Below are 17,050 nucleotides of genomic sequence, written 5' to 3'. Positions count from 1 at the left end.
TATTTTTTATGCTGAGTGTCGCCATAAAAGAACAAAATAGCCATTTCGAACACGGTCTTAAAATCATCATGACTCGTCTGACTCATCAGTGGCATCAGAAAATTCAATTTCTACCTGCTGATGATATAGACAAAGCGGACATCGCATTTTTATCGCTGGATGAAGACTGGTTTAGTGCCGGATGTTATCAGATACCGGTACATACCCGGCACCAGCAGAGAGTCATTATTTGTAATGAATACGATAAAGACAAACTCATGTTCAGGCCGTGTCTCTATATGCTGCCGCATATTTACCGGGAGGACGATGTTGATGAGATAACCAAAAAGATGGTGCTTATCCTGCATAAACGGGCACTTCGCCGCAACGTTCCCCCTTCTGTTTGCCATTACTGTACGACTCGCCATTTCTCCATTCTGGAACGCCAGTTTTTAAAGATGGTCGCCCGCGGGCACCGGTTAAGCGAAATTGCCGTACTCCTTTCGCTGAGTGAAGAACAAACCAAATCAATTCGCCGTAGCATCATGAAGAAACTGCACGTAAAAAATGAACAGCAGTTCTTAAATTACATCAGAGTTAACCTGGGTTTTCTGCAAGAATAGACATATTCTCAATTTTCCATCCATCATGTTGAGAAATATCTCACAGATGATTAAGTAACGTCATCTACAGCGATTTTTCGCATACTGCCACAATGACACTTATCATATTTCCTGATTGCACAACCGTCAGGAACCGAAAATATTCGGCGGCATTCTTTATGCCTACAGGAGTGTTTTTGTGGCAACTCGCCCGGTATTACAGGGAAATATTCTTGACTCTGCAACATTGCGCACTCAAAAGGAACGTCCTTTTTGTTGGGAATATCCTTTAAAGCTTGAGCCGATAGTCCATTTATCTTCTGCACGCACCTTTGGCTATGAAGTTCTGACTCAGGTTCCTTTTCATGTCAATACTGAGCATTTTTTTCACCACCTTCCGCCAGAAAAAATAGTGGCGTATTTTTATCAGCAAGTCGCCACTATTACGCATTATCCCAAAGGCGTACATTATTTTCTTAATTTACCGCTGAAGGTATTTTTACACCTGGATTTTTTTAATTCAGGAGTAACCCCCTGCCCGTCCAATCTGATCCTTGAAATCCAGGACCCAGAAACGCTTTTTTCACTTAATAGCCGCCAGCGTTCCCAACTCTATGAAAAAATAAAACAGGTTGAGTCTATCGGAATTCCCGTCTGGCTGGATGATGTCGATGAAAATTTGATCAAAGAAGTGGCTGCCGCCCGCTGGCGTTTTAGTGGTCTGAAACTGGATAAAAATGCGTTCTGGGATCTAATTCTGCATCCTCAGAAACTGCGCCAGGTGATTTTTATGGGGTATAACATTGCAGATGTCATACTCATTGAAGGTATTGAAAATCATGCGCAAAAAGAAATTGCTTTTCATTCTGGCGCCCAATTAGGCCAGGGATACTTATGGCCCGCGCTTTTGCAAAACAAAGAGTAGAAAAACGGAAAGGGAAAGGATGCGCAGCGCACTTCGCAAAGAAAGACATCGCCGTTTAAGAAATACTGATTGCACTCACCACTACCATCACCTTGAACCACAGGTATTTGATCGTCTGGAATATCTGACCCAACGTCTCAATTATGCCCTACCGGACAATACAATCTCTCAGGTTATTATCACGACGGATAACTATCTCGGATATACACTGAATCGCTATTTATTTTCTGGAAAACGCACGGCGGTGTTCAACTCTCTGGAATCACCCTCACGCAGGCTGGAAGAGACGGGCATCAGACAATTGATTGTTGATATGGCTGGACTGGCAGTCTCCTGCTACGAAACGCTTGAGCGATTACGCCTGCTTATCCGAGAGCGAAGCGATATCCAGGTTTACTTACTGGTGCCGGATAAGGATGTTAGTCTGACGCGTTTTATGCAAAAAGCCGGTAAGTTTTATATTCTGCAACGTCGCCAGAATCTCTCATCATTACGTAACGCCTTATTATCTCCCCCCTCCGTTCAAAATACTGATGGCACCTTTAGCCATACTGACTGGAAGATCATTTCCGCGTTATCCCAGGGTATGTCTTTAAAGGAAATCGCGCTTTTACTCAATACGCCTTATCACCGGGTGATCTATCGACTCAATCAACTTATTACTCAGTTGGATCTGCCGCATCGACACAGTTTGCTGTATCTGATACACCGCCTTAGCGTCACTTCTCTTCACTTAATTTAACACGCTAACCTCTTAAGCTATAAGATTTTTTAAGAAATTACTTATTTTAACGCCTGACTAAATGTAAATTTTTTACATAAAATTAATATTTACAACTATTCCTGGTATCATAGGAAAATCCCTCTTTCTCTATAATCCTTCAATTGACGGGCTCTCACGGCCTCATCGTTGAAAATTCGCCCAAAAATCACATAACAGAAACTAAACAATTGGTTTTTTGTGTTGTTTTTATATTTAAAAAAAATACTTTTAGCCACAGAACATTGATTCAACAGAGAATAAAACCAAACGCTATTAAACAGTCTAAAACATGCAGAACATCCTAACAGCCAGCACCGATTTGTGTACCGTAAGCCTTTTCCGAAAAAATAGACCAGGTATAATCTCCCTATTCTTAGTTAATCAGAATTTTCTTTTTTGTTGGTGCGAAATGGATATTCCCCACGCTTATTGCTCTTACGCAAAATAGTCAGTTAACAAGGATGGTATTACCTTCACCACTTCCCAGGTTCGTGAGGTATATTCTGGCTATTTGATAATTAATAGTGTCTGACGCTTATCCGCAAACGGAAGACGCGCAAACAGTCTGAGGCATACAACAATGAAACCTGCATCCGTTATCATTATGGACGAACACCCTATTGTCAGAATGTCGATAGAAGTGCTTCTCGAAAAGAATAGTAATATCCAGGTTGTCCTGAAAACCGATGACAATCGTACCGCGGTAGATTATCTGCGCACATATCCTGTGGATCTGGTCATCCTGGATATAGAGCTGCCGGGTACAGATGGATTTACACTGCTTAAACGAATCAAATCAATACAAGAAAATACCAAAATTCTTTTCTTGTCGTCTAAATCTGAATCTTTTTATGCCGGGAGAGCTATCCGGGCAGGCGCAAACGGATTTGTCAGTAAAAGAAAGGATCTCAATGATATTTATAACGCAGTGAAAATGATCTTATCAGGATATTCTTTTTTTCCTTCAGAGACGCTAAATTTTATCAGTAATACCAGTTCACGAAAAGGTGAGCACAATGATATGCCGCTCTCAAACAGGGAGGTTACGGTACTGCGCTATCTCGCCAACGGTTTATCGAATAAAGAAATCGCAGAGCAACTCTTGCTGAGTAACAAAACCATCAGCGCGCATAAAGCGAACATCTTTTCGAAACTCGGCCTGCATACCATTGTTGAGCTTATTGATTACGCGAAGGTACACGACTTGCTGTGATCGTGGCTGACTCCCGACGAGAGATCGTTCGGGAGTACGTTATTGGGATCGGGCTTCAGTTGTAATTGATCATAAAAGTCGCATCCGCCTTTGCGACTCCTGGCTGAACGCCATCGGCCAACGCAATGTAATTCGCATAAAACGTCAGCGTAGCATTACCGTTTTCATCAACGCTTACCGCCTGGCTGGCTTGCTCAAGCGGTAATCTGCTGCGATCGCTGTCGCGGATCTCAATGGCCACTTTTTGCGCCATGACCGCATCATCCAGCGCCAGCAGCGACGTCCCCGCCGCTGGCGTTCCTGAAAAGGTCATCGACGCCGCGCCCGGCGGGCAGCCCTCAAGTTTGATGCTGAAAGGCACGGGCTGGGTAGTATCGCCGCTGGTTTTCAACTGCTTCGTGGGCCAGGTGCCCAGCTCGACCGTTTTGTTACTGTCACCGGTCACTGCGGTGCAGGTGAAGTCCACAACATTACCGCGCAGTTCAATATTAATCTCGCCCAGAGCGGTGTCAGCCCGGCAAAGCGGGCTCAGCAACACGCTGCAAAAAATAGCCAGCAAAAGTCTCATGGCTGTGCGCTCCCCTTAGTCGTAATCCACACGCAGATACCCACGAGCGGTAAAAGGCCCTTCCGTCGGTTTACTCCCCGTGATGCTTACCGGCCATGCGCGGATCCCCACGCTGGCGGCGGCGCTGTCATCCAGACGGAATGGAATTTTGCTGGCCAGATTGTTAGGCGTCAGCGGCACGCCGCCGCTGTCGGAAACGATAAAGCCTAGGTCGGGATTATCAGAGACCATCGCCTGCCCGGAGATTTTCTCCGCCTCCAGACGCATCGACAAATAGGCCTGCGCCGCGACGTTCGTACATTTTATGGCGACCGTTTTTGTCTGCGGCGTCACCCCTTCCGGGCGATTTCCCGCCCCGGCTTTGCTGAACAGCGCGGCGCCGATATCGCCAAAATCAAATTCCACAACCTGCCCGGCATTCACTTCACAGCTTTGCGGAACCTCGACTTTACCGCTGTAGCTGATGGTATAAACCGGCGTGCTCAGGGCATCGCCGGTGCTGGTGGTGACATACACCGAGAACATGGTCTGGCGGGGAATCGGCACCATGTTGATAAAAGGCCGTATCACTTTGAGTTTAAAGATCAGCTTAGAGTCCATCACGCCGAAGGGCTTTTGTTTCGGTACATTGGGGTGCGTCCCCATGCGAATATAATTACGGGGCGGATAAAATAATCCGGCATAGCTGTCGGTGATGCTCATCGCCCCCAGCAGATAGTCATTGAGCTTGAGATACTGGAATCCCCCTTCCGTACTTTGCACGGGAAGTTCGGTCACATAGCTTCGAAAGGTATAATCCACATTCGTACCAGCAGGACACGTCGCCTGTACGCCAACCCAGCCCGATTTCTCCGGCAGCGTCACCACCTGTCCTACCTGATTATTGCTGCTGGTAAAAACATTCGACAGATCGTAAAACACATCGGTCGGCGTACCGTTCGAGTTATGGCAAACCGTCGCCCATGCCGGATTCGCCAGCAATAATGCGATGGCGCCCGGCAACAACCCTGATTTCATTTTCATCTTTTCTTACCTTTCATGACGACGGACGTTTACAGGTCGCATTAAGCAGCGTCACCGCCTGCTTCAGGCTCTCTTCAGGCAGGGAATAATGCGCCACGCAGCGGGCGTTCGCTCCCTCTCCCCACTGAATCAGCAGTTCCCCTTTCAGCGGCAGTCCGCTCAGATAAATTTGCCCGTCATCGCCCGCCATACTGGTGACGCCGCTGGCGGTTTCGCGCACAATTGAGCCAAACGGCACCGGGCGATCGCCCTGTTTTGCGGTGACAATTGCGCGCACGCCGATTCGCGTGTCAAAGGCAGCGCGTACCAGCGCCCCTTGCGTCGGCACCACGCTGCTGACGTTATTTTCCACATCGGTGTGGTTATCCATTGAGTTGGTATCCAGCGCGACACGGTTATAGCGATATACGGTGGCGTAAGGCATGACCGCATATCCGCGCCAGTCGGTTTGCACCCCGGTCTGGTTTTCTATATGCACCCCTTCGGCGCCTGGCGCTTTAATCAGGACGTTGGTATCGCCTAAAGGCTGACTGAGCGTGATGCCGTCCGCATGACCGACCACACCGCCAGACAGCTGCCAGTTGTAGTCATGCTGGTCTCGATCGTAGTTGTACCCCACGCCGAGCGTCCCGTAAGCCGCCTGCCAGTTCGCGCTGGCGCTGCCGCTGTAGCCATTGGTGCTGCTGTGTCCCTGGTTCACGCTGTAGCTCAGGTTACGCCCGTCTAACAATGTCCCGCCGATGCCGGTCTGCCAGCTGTTCTGCCCATTGCTGTTCCGGTTCGCGTTAAAGGTGGCGTAGGTGCGATCCAGGGCATTGTCGCGCGAGTAGCGCCGCCCGGTGAGCACGCTGAACGGAACCGACATGTTGAATGCCAGAATGCGATCGGTGCCGGAAATCCCTACGGATTCATTCCACGACCAGGAAAGGGAGTAGCTGATCCCTTGCCAGCCGCTGGCATACCCCAGTTGATACCAGGTATTGGCATCCGACGTGTTCCAGTATGTTTGCTGACTGCCGGAGATATACAGCGAGCCGTAATCCCCCAGATTCTGTGAAATGTTGACCTGGAATCGGCCTTTTTTGCTGTAGTTCAGGTTGTGATAGCTCTGCACTACCGGCACTTTATGACGCTTACCTTCGCTGTCATATTCATACTCGTACCCTTCCATACTGCGGTACGCCACATCGTCAAGCGTGTAGAATCCGCGCGTGGAATAGCGATAGCCCAGTAACTGGAAGTTAGTGCCGTAGTTGTTCAACGACTTGGCGTACAGGAAACGCAGCGACTGCCCCTGGTGGGTGCTGTCATCCGCCAGTTGGCTGCGGGCGTGGGTGACGTCTACCGAAACCGCGCCCCAGTCGCCCAGGTTCCGTCCGGCCCCCAGCACCACCGAGCTGTAGCGCGAAGCCAGCTGCGTGCCGCCATAAGCAGTATACCCTTCAGGCAGACCGGCGATCAGCGTTCCCTGGAAGAAGAATGGCGAAGATTGCTGGCTATTGCCGCTGCGAAAATCCCCCGCCACCAGGTCGAACTTCATACGTCCTTCGCGCTGCAACAGCGGAACGGTGGAGTAAGGCACCGTATAGCGCTGCTGACTGCCGTCTTTCTCATCAACCGTCACTTCCAGGTCGCCGCTTGAAGACGTTGGGTTGAGGTCTGTGATCGCGAAAGCGCCCGGTGAGACATAGCTTTGATAGATCACATAGCCGTTCTGGCGGATAGTCAGTTTTGCGGCGGTACGGGCGATCCCACGCACGGTCGGCGCATAGCCTTGCAGGCTATCAGGGTACATATTGTCGGAAGAGTAGAGTCGCGCCCCGCGAAAGCCCACGCTGTCAAACACGTCGTTGCCGGTGTTGCTGTCCCCCATCACCAGTTCGCTTTTCAACGGGATAATGGCGCGTTGTACCCAGGTGCCGATGTTTTTCCAGCTTTGCGAGTGGTATCCGTCGCCTTTGGAATAGCTCCACGCGCCGTTGTTACGCAACCGCCACGAGCCATAGTTCAGGCCGCTCATCAGGCTTAAAAAATAGCTGTCGCTGTTCGTCCCGCGACTGCCGGTAAAACTGTAGTTGATAAGCGCGGCGGGAATCCCTTCATCCCACTCTTCCGGCGGGATATACCCGCGCGCGCTGTTCAGCATTGACGCCTGCGGAAGACTGATATTTAAACGCATTGAGGAAAAATCAAAAGCGATTTCAGCGCCGGGAATCGCCTCTGGCAAATTGATGCAGGTCTCCTCCTGGCTTTGCCCAAGCGCAGGAAAGGCGGTGGTATTTACCCCCAGCCTTTTGATCCACGCCAGATCAAAACAGGGCATTAATCCGCCTGATTTTTCACCGGTTTTCGTCGACGAGGTTTCAAAGCGAATATCCTGGGTCGCGACGAACTCATCGTTGCGCCAGATATCCACCCGATAGATGCCCGGGGGCTGGTGATTGCCTTTCTCAAAACGTGACAAATCTGCCACGGACGCAGCATCTGCCGACAAAAAAGCCGGGTTAAAGTAACTTTCGCCATGACTTATCGCCGGATAGAGCGCCGCCAATATGGACAACGCCACCCCCGTCAGATGTGGCGTATACCCCGGCAGTGAACCGGGAAGATACGTTATCTTCTTCATCGTTTTCTCAGTGTGGCTTCACACGTTCCGATCAGCGCAAGCTAACCGTTTTCGCCGGTGTCAGCGCACCGTAATCATTTACCGTCTGGAATGTCACACTTCCCTGCGCGCCTGCCGGAAGCAGAATCTGGGTATTGTTCTTCGGCGCGACCATGACGTTATCAACCTTCTGACTTCCCACTTTGAGATTGACCAGCGTGAGATAGTAAGCAGACGGATTGGTGATTTTCAGGTGGTTCCCGGAACGGGAGAATTGCAGCATTCCTGGCGCGTCTTCCTGCACCTGCGGCAGATTGGCAGGGCGAACAAACAGCTTAATGCGCGACAGGATCGCCAGTTGCAGGACGTTTTTGCCTTCAAGGCTGTTTTTATCCACCGACGGTATCGCTTTCACGTTCATCCAGAACAAAGACTCCCGATCGGCAGGCAGGGGTTGTCCGGCATAAATAATACGCAGCGTGTTTTCACTTTTGGGTTCGCTGACAAACAGCGGCGGTGTAACAACGAACGATTTTTCTTTGACGCCGGCGCTGTTCTCAATCCATGAATTAACCAGATAACGCTCTTTCGATGCGCTGTTGCTAATTGCCAGCGAGGTCTGTTTGGCGTCCGCCGGATAAATAACGCGGGTGGCGCCTAATGCAATTCCCCCGGCCGCCTGCGCACTCATTGAAGTCAATAAGGCAATAAAAATAATAAGGCCTGATTTTATATAATTAAGCATGGCAAAAAATACCTTTTGCGTTTTATCAACGCCCGGAAAACAAATCAGGGGTAAACCAGCGTAAACCACACATCTGAATGAATACTTCCCGGCGTCATATTTTCCGAGATTGCCCGATAGCGAGCCGTGAAATGAAATGTCATTTCTTGCGTTAAAATAGGGGCATAATGAAGCGGCAAGGAATTGGGTATGATTTGCCGTTGTTCTTCATCAAATAATGCCAGACCAATACCGGAGGTCGCCGCCGTGTCGCTGCGCGCCAGGAATACCTGCGGATCTTCTGCGGGAGTCACACCGGAAAAAGCGATCCCAACATGGCTATAAACCTCTGAACTACAATCGGTTAATCGCAGCGCGAAAGGAATACTGGTCGGGGCGAAACTCCCGGCGCCAGAAAAGACATTGGTGCGGTATTGCCCCATCTGTACACGGAGATCCTGGCTTTCGGAATTCACCGCGCAGGCGCCGTTTACCAGTTGGCCTCGCAGGTGAAGATTACCGCTCTCCAGTATCACCGTATGCGCGAATGCGGGCATCGCGCAAATCAGCCCCACCAGCGCCACGCCTTTGCTAATCATCTGCTGTATCACTTATCGTCCCCGGATAGCGCCTCATCCATTGAGGCTTGCCACATCCCTGAATCCCTGGTGGGTTTATTCGTACTTCATGATGAAGGTTGCGTCGGCGTTAGCCTGACCCGGCGTGGTGTCCGCAGCAGTCGCTTTATAACGCGCGGTGAAACGCAGCGTGTTGCTACCTTCTACCAGCGCCTGAGCCGTAGAGAAGGTCGCGCCGTCTGGCTTCAGCGGAGAAGAGGTGTTATCAAGAATTTCGATCCCTACGCCGCCTGCCGTGGTGCCATTGTCACCAGACACGACTGCCAGCAGGCTGTCGTTTGTACCGTCAGCCTGACCAGAGAACGCAACGGCAGCGGTCGCTGCTACGCTCGGATCGCAGTCATTCAGTACAATGGTGAACGGAATCTGTGCGCTGGTATCGCCAACAGCGGTAAAGCTGGCGGTACGATACTGGCCCAGGGTCACGGTCTGATCGGCAGATTTCGTGCTAACGGCACACGCTGCATTGACCAGCTCACCTTCGAAGTGAACCGTACCGCCGCTAACGCTTACCGGATCGGCATGAGCCGCACCAGCAGCAAACATCAGGCCAGCAATAACGGAAGAGGTCATTAATTTAAGTTTCATGGATTTCCCTTGAATTACGCACATTCGGCTCCAGTTTCCTGCGGGAACCGTTTGAATCAAAATCGACATAATAATGTCAGGCTAATTATCTCTGCATCCTGTAAAGATATATATCGAAAGAGAATTAGCTAACCTTTTTACCCCAACTCTCCTGAGCATTAGATTCACTAATTAATCTTTACGAATATGACAATTCGTCACAGGGATAAATTAAACATTTCAATAAGTGAAAAATACCTTCAATCTCTTTAATTAGCCCAGGTAAATTCTTATTGGGATATAGGACAGGTCTAAGCCTTTTTTATATAAAAGTGTTCAATATCACACTTAACGCCACGTTTTTCGCGGCATTCCCCCTAATTTTAGCAGGGTGATGAATTGTTTCTTTTAGGTTAATTTTGATTAGGTTGCTCATTAATCACCCACAGGATTTTGCCCCTCGCCGCAGCCCGTATCGCAGTGGTCACTGCACCGATCACACGTAAAGACGCAAACGATAACTGACAGCGCGCCCCGCTTCTGACAAAATAGCCACATCCCCTTCGACTTAATGTAACAGACGGAATCCTCTCTCTGATGGCAGCAAAGATTATTGACGGTAAAACGATTGCGCAGCAGGTGCGCTCTGAGGTTGCTCAAAAAGTTCAGGCGCGTGTCGCGGCCGGACTTCGCGCCCCAGGGTTGGCCGTTGTATTGGTAGGCAGCAACCCGGCTTCGCAGATTTATGTGGCGAGTAAGCGCAAAGCCTGTGAAGAGGTGGGATTCGTCTCCCGCTCCTATGACCTGCCCGAAACCACCAGCGAAGCAGAACTGCTGGAACTGATTGATACGCTTAACGCCGACAACACTATCGACGGTATTCTGGTGCAGTTGCCGCTACCGGCGGGCATCGATAACGTCAAAGTGCTGGAACGCATTGCGCCGGACAAAGACGTAGACGGTTTCCATCCCTACAACGTAGGCCGTCTGTGCCAGCGCGCGCCGCGTCTGCGCCCCTGTACGCCGCGCGGCATCGTCACGCTGCTGGAGCGTTACAACATCGATACCTTCGGACTGAATGCCGTCGTCATCGGCGCCTCGAATATCGTCGGTCGCCCGATGAGCATGGAACTGCTGCTGGCAGGCTGCACAACGACCGTGACTCACCGCTTCACCAAAGATCTGCGTCGCCATGTTGAACACGCCGATCTGCTGATTGTCGCCGTCGGCAAACCCGGATTTATTCCCGGCGAGTGGATTAAAGAAGGCGCCATCGTGATTGATGTCGGAATCAACCGACTGGAAAATGGTAAAGTGGTCGGCGATGTGGTCTTTGAAGACGCTGCCGCGCGCGCATCCTATATCACCCCGGTGCCGGGCGGCGTCGGTCCGATGACGGTCGCAACACTTATCGAAAACACGCTACAGGCGTGCGTTGAATATCACGATCCACAAGGTAAATAACATGGCAACATTCTCTTTAGGCAAGCACCCGCACGTTGAGTTGTGCGACCTGCTCAAACTGGAAGGCTGGAGCGAAAGCGGTGCCCAGGCGAAAATTGCCATTGCAGAAGGTTTAGTGAAGGTTGATGGCGCGGTTGAAACCCGCAAACGCTGCAAAATTGTTGCCGGGCAAACCGTCAGCTTCGCAGGGCAAAGCGTTAACGTCGTCGCCTGATTCAGAGTGCCGGATGGCGACGCTATCGCGTCTTATCCGGCCTACTGGTTATGCCAGTGTAGGCCGGATAAGGCGTTAGCCGCCATTCGGCAATGACGTTATTTACGGCGCCAGGTTGTCCCTTGCGGACCATCTTCCAGCACGATGCCCATCTCATTCAGACGGTCACGCGCCGCATCCGCCGCCGCCCAGTCTTTGGCTTTACGCGCATCCAGACGCTGTTGAATTAACGCTTCGATTTCAGCCACTTCGCCGTCATCCGCCTGCGCTCCGCTTTGCAGGAACGCTTCCGGCTCCTGCTCCAGCAGCCCCAGCACGCCGGAAATTTTACGCAGATGTGACGCCATCGCATTCGCGGCAGCCATATCCTCACTCTTCAGACGGTTCACCTCACGCGCCATATCAAACAGCACGGAGTAGGCTTCCGGGGTGTTGAAATCGTCGTTCATCGCCTCCACAAAACGCGCTTCAAACGCTTCGCCGCCCGCAGGCGCAACGGTTTTGTCCGTTCCGCGCAGCGCGGTGTACAGACGCTCCAGGGCGGAGCGCGCCTGCTTGAGGTTCTCTTCGCTGTAGTTGAGCTGGCTACGATAGTGGCCGGACATCAGGAAGTAGCGAACGGTTTCCGCGTCGTAGTATTTCAGCACATCACGCACGGTAAAGAAGTTGCCCAGTGATTTCGACATCTTCTCACGATCCACCATCACCATGCCGGAGTGCATCCAGTAGTTCACATACTCACCGTCGTGCGCGCAGGTAGACTGGGCGATTTCGTTCTCATGGTGCGGGAACATCAGGTCGGAACCGCCGCCATGAATATCAAAATGGTTGCCCAGCTGTTTGCAGTTCATGGCGGAACATTCAATGTGCCAGCCTGGACGACCCGCACCCCACGGCGACGGCCAGCTCGGTTCGCCCTCTTTGGACATCTTCCACAGCACGAAGTCCATCGGGTTGTGTTTTACGTCAACGACGTCAACGCGGGCGCCCGCCTGTAGCTGTTCCAGATCCTGGCGCGACAGCTGACCGTAGTTCGGGTCGGTCGGCACGTCGAACATCACGTCGCCATTGTCCGCCACATAAGCGTGACCTTTGGCTATCAGCTGTTCGGTGATCTCAATAATTTCGGCGATATGGTGCGTTGCACGCGGCTCCAGATCCGGGCGCAGAATATTCAGCGCATCAAAATCTTTGTGCATCTCCGCAATCATACGATCGACCAGCGCGACAAAGCTTTCACCGTTTTCGTTCGCCCGTTTAATGATCTTGTCGTCGATATCGGTAATGTTACGCACGTACTTCAGCGTATAACCGAGGAAACGCAAATAGCGCGCGACGACGTCGAAGGCGACAAACGTACGCCCGTGACCGATATGACAGAGGTCGTAAACGGTAATACCACACACGTACATGCCGACTTCCCCGGCATGAATAGGTTTGAATTCCTCTTTTTGGCGCGTCAGTGTATTAAAGATTTTTAACATCGAAGATTCCGTATAGACGTGTGTGGGTAATAATATCCGTATGATACATATTATTCGTAATCGAAGCAGCACACTTTGCGAGGTGATCGCAGCGTGCGGTTATGCTATAACACCCCCCTATATGTGACCCTTATCGGGGTCGAAGCACCACTATATCGGAACAGGATGCAAAAATGGTTACTTTCCACACTAATCACGGCGATATCGTAATCAAAACGTTTGATGACAAAGCGCCTGAAACAGTTAAAAACTTCCTGGACTACTGCCGCGAAGGTTTTTACAACAACACCATTTTCCACCGTGTTATTAACGGTTTCATGATTCAGGGCGGCGGTTTTGAACCTGGCATGAAGCAGAAAGCGACCAAAGAAGCGATCAAAAACGAAGCCAACAACGGTCTGAAAAACACCCGTGGCACGCTGGCAATGGCGCGTACTCAGGCTCCACACTCCGCAACGGCGCAGTTCTTTATCAACGTGGCCGACAACGACTTCCTGAACTTCTCTGGCGAAAGCATGCAGGGCTGGGGCTACTGCGTATTCGCTGAAGTCGTGGAAGGCATGGACGTGGTTGATAAAATCAAAGGCGTATCAACAGGCCGCAGCGGTATGCATCAGGACGTGCCGAAAGAAGACGTTATCATCGAAAACGTGACCGTCAGCGAGTAATCGTGGCAACACTGTTTATTGCAGATCTTCACCTCTGCACGGAAGAACCGGCGATCACCGCCGGTTTTCTGCGTTTTTTAGCCGGTGACGCGCGCCAGGCCGATGCGCTGTACATTCTTGGCGACCTTTTCGAAGCCTGGATAGGCGACGACGATCCCAACCCGCTGCACCGCGAAATGGCCGCAGCCATTAAAGCCGTTGTAGATTCCGGCGTACCCTGCTTCTTTATTCACGGCAACCGTGATTTTTTGATCGGCAAACGCTTTGCCCGTGAAAGCGGAATGACGCTATTGCCGCAGGAAAAGGTGCTCGACCTCTATGGCCGTCGCGTATTGATTATGCACGGCGACACGCTCTGCACCGACGATGCCGGTTACCAGGCGTTTCGCGCCAAAGTTCACAAACCCTGGCTACAGAAGCTGTTCCTCGCCCTGCCGCTGTTTATCCGCAATCGTATTGCCGCCAGAATGCGCGCAGGCAGCAAAGCCGCTAACAGCAGCAAGTCACTGGAGATCATGGACGTTAATCCACAGGCCGTGGTGGCCGAAATGGAAAAACACCATGTGCAATGGCTGATTCATGGTCATACTCATCGCCCGGACGTTCACGAACTGAGCGCTAACGGCAAACCCGCGTTCCGCGTTGTTTTAGGCGCCTGGCACAGCGAAGGGTCGATGGTCAAAGTCACGCCAGATGACGTTGAGCTTCTCCATTTCCCGTTTTAACCTCGCCCGTGAATTGACGACGTCATAAGGTACGCAACCGTTTTCCTTGGCGTATTTCCGTGCTATTCTCTGTGCCCTCAAAAGCCGAGAGTTGTGCACCACAGGAGTTTTAAGACGCATGTCTTCCCGCAATAATCCGGCGCGTGTCGCCATCGTGATGGGGTCCAAAAGCGACTGGGCTACCATGCAGTTTGCCGCCGAAATCTTCGATATCCTGAACGTTCCACACCACGTTGAAGTGGTTTCCGCACACCGCACCCCCGATAAGCTGTTCAGCTTCGCCGAAAGCGCCGAAGAGAAGGGTTATCAGGTGATTATTGCTGGTGCTGGCGGCGCGGCGCATCTGCCGGGAATGATTGCGGCAAAAACGCTGGTGCCGGTACTGGGCGTGCCGGTGCAAAGCGCTGCGCTGAGCGGCGTGGACAGCCTCTACTCTATCGTCCAGATGCCACGCGGCATTCCGGTCGGCACGCTGGCGATCGGCAAAGCGGGCGCGGCAAACGCGGCGCTGCTGGCAGCGCAAATTCTGGCGACACACGATAAAGACCTGCGCCAACGTCTGGCGGACTGGCGTAAAGCCCAGACCGATGAGGTGCTTGAGAATCCCGACCCACGAGGTGCGGCATGAAGCAGGTCTGCGTACTGGGTAACGGCCAGTTAGGACGGATGCTGCGTCAGGCGGGCGAACCGTTGGGCATCACCGTCTGGCCTGTCGGGCTGGACGCGGAACCTACCGCCGTCCCGGTTCAACAAAGCGTGATCACAGCGGAAATCGAACGCTGGCCGGAAACCGCGCTGACCCGCGAACTGGCGCGCCACCCGGCTTTCGTCAACCGCGACGTTTTCCCGATTATTGCCGACCGCCTGACGCAAAAGCAGCTTTTTGACAAACTCTCGCTGGCGACGGCGCCCTGGCAGTTGCTGGCAAGCCAGGACGAGTGGCCCGCCATATTTGCGCGTCTGGGCGAACTGGCTATCGTCAAACGGCGCGTTGGCGGTTACGACGGCCGTGGGCAGTGGCGTTTACGCGCGGATGAAACCGCTCAGTTCCCGGACGACGGTTACGGCGAGTGCATTGTTGAACAGGGCATTAACTTCTCTGGCGAAGTGTCGTTAGTCGGCGCACGCGCCCATGACGGCAGCACCGTGTTCTACCCGCTGACGCACAACCTGCACCAGGACGGGATTCTGCGCACCAGCGTAGCGTTCCCGCAGGCCAACGCGAAACAGCAGGAACAGGCGGAAGCCATGCTCTCCGCCATCATGCATGAACTGGGTTATGTCGGCGTCATGGCGATGGAGTGTTTTATCACGCCGGAAGGGTTGCTCATCAACGAACTGGCGCCGCGGGTACACAACAGCGGGCACTGGACGCAAAACGGCGCCAGCATCAGCCAGTTTGAGCTGCATCTGCGCGCGATCACCGGCCTGCCGTTACCGTCACCGGTCGTGGACAGCCCGTCCGTGATGGTGAACCTGATTGGCAGCGCTCTGAATTACGACTGGCTGAAACTGCCGCTGGTACATCTGCACTGGTACGACAAAGAGGTTCGCGAGGGGCGTAAAGTGGGCCACCTGAACCTGACCGACAGCGATACCGATCGCTTAAGCGCAACGCTGGAGGCCTTAGTTCCCTTGCTACCGCCGGAATACGCCAGCGGCATCATCTGGGCGCAAAGTAAGCTTAAGTAATACATAAAATGCCGGGAAAGGAATCTTATCCTTTTCCGGCTCCTCCTTCAGCGCGTAAAATCCCCATCATTGCCGTTTGTTTTTTTTCAGGATTCCACAATGAACGATGGGACGGACTATCGCGCCATTCTGGCGGCCGATACGCCTTTAATCGACGTTCGCGCGCCGATAGAATTTACGCAGGGCGCCATGCCCGCCGCGATTAACCTGCCCTTAATGAATGATGAAGAACGCGCGGCAGTCGGCACCTGTTACAAACGCCAGGGGCCGGAAGCGGCACTGGCGTTGGGCCATAAACTCGTTGCCGGCGACGAGCGTCAACGGCGGCTGGAGGCCTGGCGAAAAGCCTGTATTCAACATCCCCGGGGTTATCTCTGCTGCGCGCGCGGCGGTCAGCGTTCGCATATCGTACAACAATGGCTACATGAGTCCGGCGTGGATTATCCGCTGATCCAGGGCGGCTACAAAGCGCTCCGCCAGGCGGCCATGCACATCACCAACACGCTGGTACAAAAACCCATGATCTTAATTGGCGGCTGTACCGGCAGCGGAAAAACACAGCTGGTTCGACAGCAGCCGAACGGCGTGGATCTGGAAGGGCTGGCGCATCATCGCGGTTCGTCATTCGGCCGCACGCTGAAGCCGCAGCTGAGTCAGGCCAGTTTTGAAAACCAGCTCGCCGTGGAGATGTTGAAAACCGACGCCCGTCAGGAGTTGCAGATGTGGGTGCTGGAAGACGAAGGCCGGATGATTGGCGCAAATCATCTGCCCGAATGTCTGCGCGAACGCATGGCGCAGGCACCCATTGCGGTTGTGGACGATCCGTTCGAGCTGCGTCTGGAACGGCTGCGCGAAGAGTATTTTATCCGCATGCATCGCGATTTCACCCATGCCTGCGGGGAAGAAGACGGCTGGCAGGCGTACAGCGACTATCTGCATCATGGGCTTTCCGCTATTCAGCGCCGCCTTGGTTTGCAGCGTTTTAAAGAGCTGACGGTAAAACTAGACGCTGCGCTGGCCATGCAGCAGGCCAGCGGCAGTACCGACGGGCATCTGGCCTGGCTGGTGCAGCTCCTCAACGAATACTACGATCCGATGTATCGCTATCAACTGGAAAAGAAAGCCGCGAAAATCGTCTTTCGCGGCATATGGCAGGACGTTGCGCAGTGGCTTCAAAACTAGCGATTGCGGGCATT

The 17,050-nt window shown here is 52.5% G+C and carries 18 protein-coding genes; 11 read left to right on the top strand and 7 right to left on the bottom strand.

The window, feature by feature from the left end; genetic code table 11:
* Positions 1-8 precede the first annotated feature (8 nt).
* From fimW to fimZ, 4 genes are all read left to right on the top strand, one after another.
* The gene (gene fimW / locus OGX75_RS16570; protein ID WP_275055186.1) at positions 9-602 is read left to right on the top strand and encodes a fimbria biosynthesis transcriptional regulator FimW; all 594 of its coding nucleotides are present in this window, start codon (positions 9-11) and stop codon (positions 600-602) included.
* A gap of 178 nt (positions 603-780) precedes the next feature.
* On the top strand, positions 781-1,506 hold the full coding sequence (locus OGX75_RS16565; protein ID WP_275055187.1) for an EAL domain-containing protein: 726 nt from the start codon (positions 781-783) through the stop codon (positions 1,504-1,506).
* A gap of 19 nt (positions 1,507-1,525) precedes the next feature.
* Positions 1,526-2,248: a fimbria biosynthesis regulator FimY gene (gene fimY, locus OGX75_RS16560; protein WP_286451441.1), complete on the top strand. Its 723-nt coding sequence runs from the start codon at positions 1,526-1,528 to the stop codon at positions 2,246-2,248.
* Between the two features lie 601 nt (positions 2,249-2,849).
* Positions 2,850-3,482 (top strand): fimbria biosynthesis transcriptional regulator FimZ, encoded by a 633-nt coding sequence (gene fimZ, locus OGX75_RS16555; protein WP_012133449.1) that lies wholly within the window; start codon positions 2,850-2,852, stop codon positions 3,480-3,482.
* A gap of 55 nt (positions 3,483-3,537) precedes the next feature.
* Here the strand turns inward: fimZ and sfmF are convergent, their stop codons facing one another.
* From sfmF to fimA, 6 genes are all read right to left on the bottom strand, one after another.
* On the bottom strand, positions 3,538-4,050 hold the full coding sequence (sfmF, locus tag OGX75_RS16550) for a fimbria assembly protein (RefSeq protein ID WP_047458317.1): 513 nt from the start codon (positions 4,048-4,050) through the stop codon (positions 3,538-3,540).
* 15 nt (positions 4,051-4,065) lie between these two features.
* Positions 4,066-5,073 (bottom strand): type 1 fimbria D-mannose specific adhesin FimH, encoded by a 1,008-nt coding sequence (fimH, locus tag OGX75_RS16545; RefSeq protein ID WP_049011840.1) that lies wholly within the window; start codon positions 5,071-5,073, stop codon positions 4,066-4,068.
* A 13-nt stretch (positions 5,074-5,086) separates the two neighbouring features.
* On the bottom strand, positions 5,087-7,699 hold the full coding sequence (locus tag OGX75_RS16540) for a fimbrial biogenesis usher protein (protein ID WP_275055188.1): 2,613 nt from the start codon (positions 7,697-7,699) through the stop codon (positions 5,087-5,089).
* A 31-nt stretch (positions 7,700-7,730) separates the two neighbouring features.
* The gene (fimC, locus tag OGX75_RS16535) at positions 7,731-8,423 is read right to left on the bottom strand and encodes a type 1 fimbria chaperone FimC (protein WP_199976715.1); all 693 of its coding nucleotides are present in this window, start codon (positions 8,421-8,423) and stop codon (positions 7,731-7,733) included.
* Between the two features lie 44 nt (positions 8,424-8,467).
* Positions 8,468-9,001 carry a type 1 fimbrial protein subunit FimI gene (gene fimI / locus OGX75_RS16530; protein ID WP_049011846.1) on the bottom strand — a complete coding sequence of 178 codons (534 nt, stop codon included), beginning with the start codon at positions 8,999-9,001 and terminating at the stop codon, positions 8,468-8,470.
* 75 nt (positions 9,002-9,076) lie between these two features.
* A complete protein-coding gene (gene fimA, locus OGX75_RS16525) occupies positions 9,077-9,628 on the bottom strand; it encodes a type 1 fimbrial major subunit FimA (protein WP_024130577.1) in 552 nt (183 codons plus the stop codon).
* A 576-nt stretch (positions 9,629-10,204) separates the two neighbouring features.
* Here fimA and folD point away from each other — a divergent pair.
* Both folD and ybcJ read left to right on the top strand, forming a co-directional pair.
* A complete protein-coding gene (gene folD, locus OGX75_RS16520) occupies positions 10,205-11,071 on the top strand; it encodes a bifunctional methylenetetrahydrofolate dehydrogenase/methenyltetrahydrofolate cyclohydrolase FolD (RefSeq protein WP_012133456.1) in 867 nt (288 codons plus the stop codon).
* 1 nt (position 11,072) lies between these two features.
* Positions 11,073-11,285, top strand: a complete 213-nt coding sequence (ybcJ, locus tag OGX75_RS16515; protein WP_047458327.1) for a ribosome-associated protein YbcJ — start codon at positions 11,073-11,075, stop codon at positions 11,283-11,285.
* 98 nt (positions 11,286-11,383) lie between these two features.
* Here ybcJ and cysS read toward each other — a convergent pair whose 3' ends face one another.
* The gene (cysS, locus tag OGX75_RS16510; RefSeq protein ID WP_049011837.1) at positions 11,384-12,769 is read right to left on the bottom strand and encodes a cysteine--tRNA ligase; all 1,386 of its coding nucleotides are present in this window, start codon (positions 12,767-12,769) and stop codon (positions 11,384-11,386) included.
* A 173-nt stretch (positions 12,770-12,942) separates the two neighbouring features.
* Here cysS and ppiB point away from each other — a divergent pair, with 173 nt between their 5' ends.
* The 5 genes from ppiB (at position 12,943) to mnmH (ending at position 17,036) form a co-directional block, all read left to right on the top strand.
* Positions 12,943-13,437, top strand: coding sequence for a peptidylprolyl isomerase B (gene ppiB, locus OGX75_RS16505; protein WP_003021875.1), 495 nt, complete (start codon positions 12,943-12,945; stop codon positions 13,435-13,437).
* Positions 13,438-13,439: 2 nt separating this feature from the next.
* A complete protein-coding gene (lpxH, locus tag OGX75_RS16500) occupies positions 13,440-14,162 on the top strand; it encodes a UDP-2,3-diacylglucosamine diphosphatase (protein WP_286451442.1) in 723 nt (240 codons plus the stop codon).
* Positions 14,163-14,280: 118 nt separating this feature from the next.
* Positions 14,281-14,790 carry a 5-(carboxyamino)imidazole ribonucleotide mutase gene (gene purE / locus OGX75_RS16495; RefSeq protein WP_049011469.1) on the top strand — a complete coding sequence of 170 codons (510 nt, stop codon included), beginning with the start codon at positions 14,281-14,283 and terminating at the stop codon, positions 14,788-14,790.
* The gene (purK, locus tag OGX75_RS16490) at positions 14,787-15,854 is read left to right on the top strand and encodes a 5-(carboxyamino)imidazole ribonucleotide synthase (RefSeq protein WP_275055189.1); all 1,068 of its coding nucleotides are present in this window, start codon (positions 14,787-14,789) and stop codon (positions 15,852-15,854) included. The genes purE and purK overlap by 4 nt, the downstream gene beginning before the upstream one ends.
* 99 nt (positions 15,855-15,953) lie before the next feature.
* Positions 15,954-17,036 (top strand): tRNA 2-selenouridine(34) synthase MnmH, encoded by a 1,083-nt coding sequence (mnmH, locus tag OGX75_RS16485; RefSeq protein WP_200030766.1) that lies wholly within the window; start codon positions 15,954-15,956, stop codon positions 17,034-17,036.
* Positions 17,037-17,050: the final 14 nt, after the last annotated feature.

Origin of the sequence: Citrobacter sp. CK199 (assembly GCF_030333285.1) — a bacterium.
Lineage (GTDB): Bacteria > Pseudomonadota > Gammaproteobacteria > Enterobacterales > Enterobacteriaceae > Citrobacter_B > Citrobacter_B koseri.
Note: the sequence above shows the minus strand (reverse complement) of the source record. Positions and strands in the feature narration are given on the sequence as shown.